At 72.2% G+C, this 12,361-nt stretch carries 2 protein-coding genes; both read left to right on the top strand.

The genetic code is table 11. The annotated features are described in order from the left end of the window. Positions 1 to 12: 12 nt before the first annotated feature. A complete protein-coding gene (locus Q8A52_RS45115) occupies positions 13 to 11,034 on the top strand; it encodes a non-ribosomal peptide synthetase (protein WP_316763642.1) in 11,022 nt (3,673 codons plus the stop codon). Then, a partial coding sequence (locus Q8A52_RS45120) for a condensation domain-containing protein (protein WP_316763644.1) occupies positions 11,031 to 12,361 on the top strand: 1,331 nt, incomplete at its 3' end. The genes Q8A52_RS45115 and Q8A52_RS45120, both read left to right, overlap by 4 nt.

The following is a 12,361-nucleotide window of genomic DNA, read 5'->3' on the forward strand; positions in this document are numbered from 1 at the left end:
AGGATGCGCGAGATGACCGAGACCGACCGTCGTTCACCCCTGTCCGCCGCGCAGTACGACATCTGGCTCGCCCAGCAGATCACGGCGCCGGGCGCCACCTACAACGCAGGCGAGTACGTCGACATCCAGGGGCCGGTACGGGAGTCCCTCTTCGAGGAGGCGGTGCGACGGACCGTCGGCGAGGCGGACGTCCTGGGCGTCCGCGTCGTGGCGGACGCGGACGGGCCGTGGCAGGTCCACGCACCGGCCGCCTGGGACTTCCCGGTCCTCGACCTCAGCGCGGGTGCGGCCCCCGAGGAGGCCGCCCACGCCTGGATGCGGGCCGACATGGCCCGGCCGGCGGACACCGCAGGCGAGCGGCTCTTCGCGCACGCCCTGCTCAAGGTCGCCGAGAACCGCTACTTCTGGTACCACCGCTACAACCACGTCGTCATGGACGGCTACGGCTGGTCCCTGATCGCCCGGCGCGTCGCGGCCGTCTACACCGCGCTGGCCGAGGGAGGACAGCCCGCCGCCCCGGTCTTCGGTTCCCTCACCGACCTGCTCGACGAGGAGACCGCCTACCGTTCCTCGCCCGCGTACACGGCGGACCGTGATCACTGGCTGCGCCGTTTCGCGGACCGTCCCGAGCCGGTCGGCACCGGCTTCGGCGAGGCCTCCGACGGCGCCGTCCACCGGCGCAGCTCGATGCGCCTCGACGCGTCCGCCGCGGACCTGCTGCGCGAGGTCTCCCGGCGGGCCGGGGCCGACTGGCCGAGCACGGTCATGGCGGCCACCGCGGCCTGGCTCGGGCGGGTGGGCGGCGCCCGTGACGTCGTCCTCGGCGTCGCCGTCACCGGCCGTATCACCGCGCTGGCCGGACGCACCCCCGGCACCCTGGCCAACGTCCTGCCCGTCCGCGTCGCCGTCGGCCCCGGCGCGGGCCTGCTCCAACTGACCGGCCCGGTGAAGGACGAACTGCGCGCCGTCCTGAGACACCAGCGGTACCGGGGCGAGGAGCTGCGCCGGGAACTGGGCTGGCCGCGCGGTGACCGAAGGTACTTCGGCCCGGTCGTCAACATCATCGGCTTCGACCGCGACCTCGCCTTCGCCGAACACCGCGCCACCCGGCACGACCTCTCCGTCCGCCCGGTCGAGGACCTGTCGATCGCGGTGCGCGGCGCGGGCGCCGACGTACGGATCGACTTCGAGGCCGGCATCGGCTCGCCCTCCGGCATGGACGAACTCCTCGCGCGCCAGCGGTCGTTCCTGACCTTCCTCGAGGACGCGGCCGCCGATCCCCACCAGCCGGCCGACCGCATCCGGGTGATGAGGCCGGATGAGCACCGCCGGACCGTCACCGAGTGGAACGACACCGGCCGTGCGGTGCCCGAGCCCACCGTGACCGCGCTGTTCCGGGCACAGGCCGCTCGAACACCGGACGCCGCGGCCGTGGTGGACGGCGAGGAAATCTGGTCGTACGCGCGACTGGGCCGCGCGGCCGGCCGGGTGGCCCGGGGGCTCGCCGAGCGGGGCGTACGGCGCGGACAGACCGTCGGGGTACGCATGCGGCGGTCACCACGGCTGATCGCGGTGCTGCTCGGCATCCTCGAGGCCGGGGCGGCCTACCTTCCCGTGGACCCCGACTGGCCGGACCTGCGGACGCAGTGGGTGCTGGCGCGGGCGGCAGCGACACTCGCCGACGACCCCGCGGCCGGTACGGGCGAGCTGTCGGCCGCCCGACTGCTGGCCGAGACCGGTGCGGCAGCGCCCCAGAGGGGCGCGGGGAACTGCGCGACCAGCCACGATGGACCCGCAGACAACCGACGGCACATCGTGGCACTTCCAGTGGAGCGCTCAGCGGGGGGCGGGCTCACCGGAGCCGACCTCGCCTACGTCATGTACACCTCGGGCTCGACCGGAGAGCCCAAGGGCGTCGAGATCACCCACGGCGCGCTCGCCACCCTGGCCACCGACGGATGCTGGGGCCCCGGCTCCCGAGAACGCGTCCTCATGCACGCGCCGCACGCCTTCGACGCCTCCAGCTACGAGGTGTGGGTGCCGCTGGTCCATGGTGGACGGATCGTCCTGGCGCCGAACGGCACCATGGACGGCCCGGCCCTGGAGAAACTGGTCGCCGAACACCGGCTCACCGCCGTCCATGTGACGGCGGGACTCTTCGGCGTCCTGGCCGAGGAGACACCACACTGCCTGGCCGGCGTCGCCGAGGTGCTCACCGGCGGGGACGCCGTGGCGCCGGGCGCGGCGGCCCGCGTGATGGAGGCCTGCCCCACAACCGCCGTAACCCATCTGTACGGGCCCACCGAAGTGACGCTGTGCGCGACTACGTTCGCGGTCGCGCCCGGTGAGCAGGCTCCCGCGGTGCTGCCGATCGGCCGTCCGCGCGGCAACGCCCGGGTGTACGTGCTGGACGAGTTCCTGCAGCCGGTGCCGGTGGGCGTCACGGGCGAGCTGTACGTGGCCGGCGCCGGCCTGGCCCGCGGCTACGCCGACCGCCCCGCCCTGACCGCCGAACGCTTCACGGCCTGCCCGTTCGGTGAGGCCGGCGCCCGCATGTACCGCACCGGCGACCTCGCCCGGTGGACCCCCGACGGCCAACTGCTCTTCGCCGGCCGCGCCGACGACCAGGTGAAGATCCGCGGCTTCCGGGTCGAGCCCGCCGAGATCGAGAGGGTCCTCACCTCCCACGAGTCGGTCGGCCGGGCCGTCGTGGCCGCCCGCCAGGACCGGCCGGGCGACAAACGCCTGGTCGCCTATGTCGTGCCGGCCACCGGCAGCCCCGTCGACACCGCCGCCCTGCGCGAGTTCCTGGCGGTCGCGCTGCCCGAGTACATGGTCCCCGCGGCGGTCGTCGCACTCGACGCGCTGCCGCTGACGGGCAACGGCAAGGTCGACCGCAAGGCCCTGCCCGCCCCCGACTTCACCGGCGACCCGGCCGGCCGCGGCCCTGCGACACCCCACGAGGAAGTGCTGTGCGGCCTCTTCGGCGACATCCTCGGCCTGGAACGGATCGGCGCCGAGGCGTCGTTCCTCGACCTCGGTGGCGACTCGCTGCTCGCCATGCGGCTGATCGCCCGCATCCGGGCGGTGCTCGACACGGAGGTCGGCATCCGCGCACTCTTCGCCGCCCCCACCGTCGCGGCCGTGGCCCGGCTGGTCCAGGCCGGCCACGACGGCAGACCCCGGCCCGCCCTCACGCCCGTACCCCGCCCCGGCCGCACGCCGCTCTCCTCCGGCCAGGCACGCATGTGGTTCCTCAACCGCCTGGAAGGCGGCGACAGCGCCTACAACGTGCCACTCACCCTGCACCTGACAGGCGCCCTGGACCGGGACGCGCTGGCGGCGGCCCTCGCCGATGTGACTGACCGGCACGAAAGCCTGCGCACCGTCTTCCCCGACGTCCACGGCACCCCCCACCAGGGCCTCCTCGAAGGGACCGCCGCCCACCCGCCGCTGGTCGTCTCCCCGGCCGACGAGGCCGAACTGCCCGACCTGCTGGCCGGCGAAGTGGCCCGCGGCTTCGACGTGAGCCACGACCTTCCCCTGCGCGCCCACCTGTTCGCCCTCGCCGCCGACGAGCACATGCTGCTGCTCGTCGCGCACCACATCGCCGCCGACGGATGGTCCATGGGCCTGCTGGCCCGCGACCTCTCCACCGCCTACGCGGCACGCCGCGAGGGCCGGTCACCGCAGTGGGCGCCGCTGCCGGTGCAGTATGCCGACTACGCGCTCTGGCACCGCGACATGCTTGGCAACGAGGACGACGACGACAGCCTCGTCACCGCCCAACTCGCCCACTGGCGCGAGGCACTGGCCGCACTCCCCGCCGAACTGACCCTGCCCACGGACCGGCCGCGCCCCGCGGCCACCGCCTTCCGCGGCGGCTCGGTACCGGTCCGCATCGCCCCCGAGGTCCACGCCCGGCTCACCCAGGTGGCTCGCGCGGGACGCTCCAGCCTGTTCATGGTGGTGCAGGGCGCACTCGTGACCCTGCTGTCCCGCCTCGGCGCGGGCCACGACATCCCGGTCGGCACCGTGGTCGCCGGCCGCAACCACGCCGCACTCGACGACCTGATCGGATTCTTCGTCAACACCCTGGTGCTGCGTGCCGACACCTCCGGCAACCCCTCCTTCACCGACCTCGTCGAGCGCATACGCACCACGGACCTGGCGGCCTACGCCCACCAGGACGTGCCCTTCGAACGGCTTGTCGAGGAGCTCGCCCCGGCCCGCTCCCTGGCCCGCCACCCCCTCTTCCAGGTGCTGCTGACCCTGCAGAACCTCCCCCAGGAGGTGTGGGAACTGCCCGGCCTGACGGCACGGCGCAACGACCTCCGCACCGGCGCCGCCAAGTTCGATCTGTGCTTCGACCTCGCCGAACGCCGAGACGCCGACGGCGCCCCGGCAGGCATCGAGGGCGTCCTCGAATACTCCGCCGACCTGTACGACCGCGGGACGGCCGAGCGCCTGGTGGACCGGCTGGTGCGGGTGCTGGAGCAGGTGGCCGCGGAACCCGGCGTACGCATCGGGGACATCGACGTATTGGAGGAAGCCGAACGCGGCCTCGTCCTGACCGACTGGAACGACACCGCCCGGGCGCTGCCTTCGGGGACACTGTCCGGCCTGTTCGGGGCGCAGGTGGCCCGGACTCCGGATGCGTCCGCTGTGATCTTCGGTGATGTGACGTGGTCGTACGCGGAGTTGGAGGTTGCCGCGAACCGGATCGCGCACGAGTTGATCGGGCGGGGTGTTGGTCCGGGCGCGTTGGTCGGTGTGATGGTCGAGCGGTCGGCCGAGCTGGTGGCGGTGCTGCTGGGCATCGTGAAGGCGGGCGGGGCGTATGTCCCGGTGGATCCGGAGTATCCGGCGGCGCGGATCGCGTTCATGTTGGGTGATGCGTGTCCGGTGCTGGTGGTGTGCAGCAGGGCGACGGCAGGGGTGGTGCCGGAGGGTGTGGGGACGCCGCGGCTGGTGGTGGACGATCCAGTGGTGGTGGCCGGGCTGGCGGGGCGCTCGGTGGTGGCGCCGTCGGTGGCGGTGTCGGTGCGTGATGCGGCGTATGTGATCTATACGTCGGGTTCGACGGGCAGACCGAAGGGTGCGGTGGTCTCGCACGAGGCGATCGTCAACCGGCTGTTGTGGATGCAGGAGGAGTACGGTCTCGGTGCGGACGACCGGGTGTTGCAGAAGACCCCGGCGGGCTTCGACGTCTCGGTGTGGGAGTTCTTCTGGCCTCTGATCACCGGCGCGGGCCTGGTGATGGCCAGGCCGGGCGGGCACCGGGACCCGGCCTATCTCGCCGAGGTCATCGAGCGCGAGCACATCACCACCGTGCACTTCGTCCCGTCCATGCTGGCCGAGTTTCTCAAGACGCCGGCGGTGGGGCGGTGTGCGGGGTTGCGCCGGGTGATCTGCAGTGGTGAGGCGTTGTCGCCGGAGTTGGTGGCGGAGTTCCACCGCAGGCTGGATGTTCCGCTGCACAATCTGTACGGGCCGACGGAGACGGCGGTCGATGTCACGTTCCGGCCGTGCCCGGCGGGTGCGGCGGGCGGTGTCGTGGCGATCGGCCGGCCGGTGGCCAACACCCGGGTGTATGTGCTGGACGAGTTCCTGCAGCCGGTGGCGGTGGGTGTGACGGGTGAACTCTATGTCGCGGGTGTGCAGTTGGCGCGTGGCTATCTCCGCCGTCCGGGTCTGACCGCCGAGCGGTTCGTGGCCTCGCCCTTTGCGGGGGTGGGGGAGCGGATGTACCGGACCGGGGATTTGGCCCGGTGGAGTGCGAAGGGCGAGGTCGTGTATGTGGGCCGTGCCGATCAGCAGGTGAAGATCCGTGGTTTGCGGGTCGAGCCCGGTGAGATCGAGTCCGTTCTGGTCTCGCATGCCGCGGTCGGCCAGGCCGCGGTGATCGTGCGTGAGGACCGGCCCGGCGACAAGCGCCTGGTCGGTTACGTCGTCCCCGCTCCCGGCGACGACGTGGACGGCGGTGCCCTGCGCGAGTTCGCGGCCGCCCGGCTGCCGGAATATCTTGTGCCCGCCGCGGTCGTCGTCCTCGACGCGCTGCCCGTGACCGCGAACGGCAAGCTCGACCGCGCCGGGCTTCCCGCCCCCCACTTCGGCGGCACGTCCGGCGGCCGCGGTCCCGCCACCCCGGTCGAGGACGTGCTGTGCGGACTGTTCGCCGAGATCCTGGGCTTGGAACGGGCCGGCGCCGAGGAGTCGTTCTTCGACCTGGGAGGCGACTCCCTGCTGGCCATGCGGCTGATCGCCCGCATCCGTGCGGTGCTCGACGCCGAGGTCGGCATCCGGGCGCTCTTCGCCGCCCCGACGGTCGCGGCCGTGGCGCGCCTTGTGGAGGACAGGGACGCCGCTGCCCGGATCCCGGTGACCGCCCGGACCCGGCCGAGTGAGGTGCCGTTGTCGTTCGGGCAGCGGCGCATGTGGTTCCTCAACCGGCTGGAGGAATCCGGCGCCCGCGCCGCGTACAACCTGCCGCTGAGGCTGCGCCTGTCCGGCCGCCCGGACGTGTCGGCTCTGGAGTCGGCGCTGGGCGACGTCGCCGACCGACACGAGACTCTGCGCACGGTCTTCCCGGAGACCGCGGAAGGCGGAGTGCACCAGCTCGTGCTGGAGGGAGAGGCGGGCAGGCCGCGTCTGGTCGTGACCGGTGTCGCCGAGGCGGACCTGGAGCGGCAGCTGGCCGCCGAGACCGGCCGCGGCTTCGACCTGGCCCGCGAACTCCCTTGGCGCGCAAGCCTCTTCGCCTTGACGGAGGACGAGCACGTCCTGCTGCTGGTGGTGCACCACATCGCGGCCGACGGCTGGTCGCTGGGCGCGCTGGCACGGGATCTGGGCGTGGCGTACGCGGCGCGCCGCGAGGGCCGCCCACCGCAGTGGGCGCCACTGCCGGTGCAGTACGCGGACTACGCGCTGTGGCAGCGCGAGGCCCTGGGCGATCCAGAGGCCGCCGGCAGCCTGCTCGGCGAGCAACTGTCGTACTGGCGGGAGGCCCTGGCCGGGCTTCCGGAGGAGCTGACGCTGCCGACGGACCGGGCGCGCCCGGCGGCCAACTCGTACCGGGGCGGGTGGCTGCCGGTGCGGGTGGACGCGACCACGCACGAGCGTCTGGTGGAAATAGCCCGGAGCCAGGGCGCGACGACCTTCATGGTCGTGCAGGCCGCGCTCGCCGTGCTGCTGGCCCGCATGGGCGCGGGCGAGGACATCCCACTGGGCACGGCGGTGGCCGGGCGCGGAGACGCCGCGCTGGACGACCTGGCCGGGTTCTTCGTCAACACACTGGTGCTGCGCACACGGCTGGACGGCGATCCGTCCTTCGCGGAACTGGTGTCGCGCGTGCGTGAGACCGACCTGTCGGCCTACGCCCACCAGGACCTGCCCTTCGAGCGGCTGGTCGACGACCTGAGCCCCGAGCGGTCGCTGGCCCGGCATCCGCTGTTCCAGGTCATGCTCACCTTCGACAACACCCCGGCGGTGGAGTGGGCCCTGGCGGGTCTGTCGGTCCGGCCGGAGGAGCTCGGCCCCGAGGCGGCACGGTTCGACCTGTCCGTGACGCTGGCCGAGCAGCGTGCCGACGACGGGACTCCGGGCGGACTCACCGGAGGCGTCCTGTACGCCACCGACCTGTTCGACGAGGTTACGGCTCGGGTTCTTGTGGGTCGTCTGGTGCGGGTGTTGGAGCAGGTGGCGGTTGATCCCGGGGTGTTGTTGAGCGGGGTTGATGTGTTGGGTGGGGATGAGCGTCGGTTGGTGTTGGAGGTGTGGAACGACACGGCCGGGGTGGTTCCGGTGGGGTGTTTGGGTGAGTTGTTCGAGGCGCAGGTGGCGCGTACGCCTGAGGCGCCGGCGGTGGTGTCGGGGGGTGTGGTGTGGTCGTACGCGGAGTTGGATGCGGCGGCGGATCGGGTGGCGGGTGAGCTGGTCGGGCGTGGGGTGGGTCCTGGCGGGTTGGTGGGTGTGGTGTTGGAGCGGTCGGTGCAGTGGGTGGCCGTGCAGTTGGGTGTGGTGAAGGCGGGGGCGGCTTTTGTGCCGGTGGATCCGGCGTATCCGGCGGAGCGGGTTGCGTATGTGCTGGAGGACGCGCGGCCGGAGCTGGTGGTGTGCAGCAGTGCGACGGCCGGTGTGCTGCCGGGGGGTGAGGGGCCGGAGCGGTTGGTGATCGATGATCCGGTGGTGGCGGCCCGGCTGGCGGAGCGGTCGTCGTCGGCGGACGGTGAGCGGGTTGCTCGGGCGGCCATGGCCGATGTGGCGTATGTGATCTATACGTCGGGTTCGACGGGTCGTCCCAAGGGTGTGGTGGTGTCGCATGCGGGTCTGGGTGGCCTGGTGGCGAGTCAGGCGGAGCGTTTTGGTGTGGGGCCGGGTTCGCGGGTGCTGCAGTTTGCGTCGTTGAGTTTCGATGCGGCGGTGTCGGAGCTGTGTGTGACGTTGTGTTCGGGTGCGGTGTTGGTGTTGGCGGATACGGCTGCTTTGGCTGATGTGGTGGTGGAGTTCGGGGTTACGCATGTGACGGTGCCGCCGTCGGTGCTGGCGGTGGTGGAGGAGTTGCCGGCGGGGCTGGGGACGATCGTGGTGGCGGGTGAGGCGTGTCCGCCGGGTGTGGTGGCGCGGTGGTCGTCGGGTCGTCGGGTGGTCAATGCGTATGGTCCGACCGAGGTGACGGTGTGCGCGGCCATGAGTGATCCGTTGACCGATTTCCCCGGGGAGGGGGTGGTGGTGTCGATCGGGCGGCCGATCGTGAACACGCGGGTGTTCGTGCTGGACGAGTTCCTGCAGCCGGTGCCGACGGGCGTGACCGGTGAGATGTACATCTCCGGCAAGGGCCTGGCCCGCGGTTATCTGGGCCGGCCCGGGCTGACCGCCGAGCGTTTCGTGGCCGATCCCTTCGGCCTTCCGGGCTCGCGGATGTATCGGACGGGTGATCTGGCCCGGTGGAGGTCCGACGGACAGCTCGTGTTCGCCGGGCGTGTGGACGAGCAGGTGAAGATCCGTGGGTTCCGGGTGGAGCCGGGTGAGGTCGAGGCGGTGCTGGCGGCGCACGAGTCGGTGGGTCAGGCCGTGGTGATTGCCCGGCAGGGGCGGCTGGTTGCGTATGTGGTGGCTGCCGCGGACGACGGTGTGGACGGCACGGTGCTGCGGGAGTTCGTGGCGGGCAGGTTGCCGGACTACATGGTCCCGGCGGTGGTGATGGTCCTGGACGCGCTGCCGGTGACGGTGAACGGAAAGCTGGACCGCGACGCGTTGCCCGCTGCGGGCTTTGCCGCGTCCGCGAGCGGACGTGATGCGCAGACCCCGGTCGAGGAGCTGCTGTGCGCGCTGTTCGCCGAGATCCTGGGCTTGGAGCGGGTCGGTGCGGAGGACTCGTTCTTCGAGCTCGGCGGCGACTCGATCATGTCGATGCTGCTGGTCTCGCGGGCCCGCCGGGCCGGACTGTCCTTCACCGCACGCCAGGTCTTCGAACGCCGCACCCCGGCAGCCCTCGCCCTGGCAGCCGTACAGCTCTCCGAGTCGTTCGCCTCCCGGTCCGAGGCAGATGTCTCGGGCGTGGGCGAGATTCCGCTGACGCCCGTGATGCATGCCCTGGCCGAGCGGGCCGGCCGGTCGGTCCTGGAAGGGGCGTTCTTCCAGTCGATGGTGGTCGCGGTTCCGCCAGGAGCCGAGTTCGCGCGGCTGGTGAGGGCGTTGGACGTGGTGACGAGCCATCACGATCTGCTGCGAGCCGGTCTGGAGCAGGACCGTCTGGTGGTGCGGCCCTCCGGCGCCCGCGCGGTGGACGAGTGGGTCCGTCGGGTGGATGCGGCCGGGCTGGCGGAGCCCGAGCTGGAGCGACTGACCGGTGAGGAGGCTCGGGCGGCCGGGGAGCGGCTGGATCCCTCGGCCGGGGTGATGGTGCAGGCCGTGTGGTTGGACGCCGGTACCCAGACCTCCGGGCGGCTGCTGCTGGTCGCGCATCACTTGGTGGTCGACGGGGTGTCCTGGCGCATCCTGCTGCCGGACCTCGCCGAGGCCTACACACGCCCGGATGACTCGTTGGAGCCGGTGACCGTGCCCTTCCGGCAGTGGGCGCTCGCGTTGGCCGACGAGGCGAACAGCACGGAACGGGCCGCCGAGCTGCCGGCGTGGAAGCGCATCCTCGACGGCCCCGACCCCCTGCTCGGCTCCCGTGCGCTGGAACCGGCACGGGACCTGGCGTCGTCGAAGGACCGGGTCACGCTGACGGTTCCGGCGCAGACCACCCAGGAGCTGCTGACCACGGTGCCCGCGGCTTTCCACGCCGGTGTCGACGACGTCCTCCTCGCCGCCCTGGCCACGGCGGTCGCCGAATGGCGCGGCGGTCGGGAGGCCGGCCTGCTGGTCGACGTCGAGGGCCATGGACGCGAGCCCCTGGCCGAGGGGATGGACCTGTCCCGTACGGTCGGCTGGTTCACCAGCGTGCACCCGGTACGACTCGACCCCGGGACAAGGGACTTCGACGGGGTACGCGCCGGTGCCCCCGTCGCGGGCCAAGTGGTGAAGCGGGTCAAGGAGCAGCTGAGGGAAGTGCCCGGCGACGGCCTGGGCTTCGGGCTGCTGCGGTACCTGAACCCGGAGACCGGCCCGGTGCTCGCGGAACTGCCCGTCCCGCAGCTCGCGTTCAACTACCTGGGCCGGTTCGGCTCGGGAGGCACCGAGCGGGGCTCCGGCAACTGGCAGCCGGTCGGCGAGCACGCCCTGGGCGGCGGTGTCGACGACCGCATGGCGGCGGCACACGCCCTGGAAGCCACGGGGGTCGTCCACGACCGTCCCGAAGGGCCCGATCTGGTTCTCTCCCTCGCGTGGCCACGGCTGCTGCTCGACGGGACGGCGGCCGCCCGGCTGCTGTCCGGGTGGCACGCCGCGCTCGCCGGGATCGCCGCCCATGTCGCCCGACCCGACGCCGCCGGTGGTCATACGCCTTCCGACTTCTCGCTGGTGACGCTCGGCCAGGAACAGATCGACGAGCTCGAAGCCGAACTCATGGACGGAGAGGGAGCACTGTGACTCAGCTGCGCGTCGAGGACATCTGGCCGTTGTCGCCGCTGCAGGAGGGACTCCTGTTCCACGCCCTGTACGACGACGTGGGCGACGACGTCTATACGGTTCAGCAGGTCCTGGACCTGGAGGGGATGGTGAATGCGGAGGTCCTGCGCGCCTCGTGGGAGGCGCTGCTCGTACGGCACGCGAGCCTGCGGGCCGGATTCCGCCGGCCCGACAAGACCCAGCAGTGGGTCCAGGTGGTCGTGAAGGGCGTGACGCTGCCCTGGCAGGAGGCCGACCTCTCGCACCTGGCACCGGACGAGGCGGTGGCCGGCGCCGAGCGGCTGGCCGAGGAGGAGCGGGGCCGACGGTTCGACGTCGCCAAGCCGCCGCTGCTGCGGCTGCTGCTGGCCCGGCTGGGCGCCGACCGCTACCGGCTGGTGATCACGATGCACCACATCGTCATGGACGGCTGGTCGATGCCGGTGATGATGCGCGAGTGGAAGGCCCTCTACGCCGCCGGGGGACGGGCGGGCGGGCTGCCGCCGGTGACTCCGTACAGGGAGTACCTGGCGTGGCTGCAGCGGCAGGACAAGGAGGCCGCGCGGGAGGCGTGGCGGCAGGCCCTGGCCGGGGTGGACGAGCCGACCCTGGTGGCTCCCGCGGAGGGGGACCCGGCACCGGTCATGCCCGGGGGAGTGAGGGTCCACGCGGGCGAGCGGCTGGCCGAGGCGTTGCGGGCGATGGCCCGTGGGCAGGGCCTGACGCTCAACACGGTGGTGCAGGGCGCCTGGGCGCTGCTGCTGGCCAAGCTGACGGGCCGGCGCGACGTGGTGTTCGGCGCGACCGTCTCCGGACGGCCGGGCGAACTGCCGGGCGTGGAGGACATGCTCGGCCTGTTCATCAACACCGTCCCGGTGCGGGTGAGCCTGGACCCCGCGCAGTCGGTGGGCGATCTGCTGCGCGAGGTCCAGGACCAGCAGTCCGCCCTGCTGGAGCACCAGCACCTGGGCCTGGCGGAGATCCAGCGGATTGTCGGCCCGGGCGCGAACTTCGACACGCTCATGGCCTACGAGAACTTCCCGGGCGATCCGACGGGTGCGCGCATCGCGCTCGGTGATTCGCTGACGGTCGCTCCCGTCGCGTCGGTGAGTACGACGCACTACCCGCTGACGCTCGTGGCGGTTCCCGTCGACGGGCTGGAGCTTCGGCTGGACTACCGACCCGACCTGTTCGACGAGGTTACGGCTCGGGTTCTTGTGGGTCGTCTGGTGCGGGTGTTGGAGCAGGTGGCGGTTGATCCCGGGGTGTTGTTGAGCGGGGTTGATGTGTTGGGTGGGGATGAGCGTCG

The sequence above is a fragment of the Streptomyces herbicida genome, assembly GCF_032656585.1.
GTDB classification, from domain to species: domain Bacteria; phylum Actinomycetota; class Actinomycetes; order Streptomycetales; family Streptomycetaceae; genus Streptomyces; species Streptomyces herbicida.

Coding starts and splice junctions, on each gene's coding strand:
- Q8A52_RS45115 (WP_316763642.1), top strand. CDS start 13: ATGACCGAGACCGACCGTCGTTCACCCCTGTCCGCCGCGCAGTACGAC.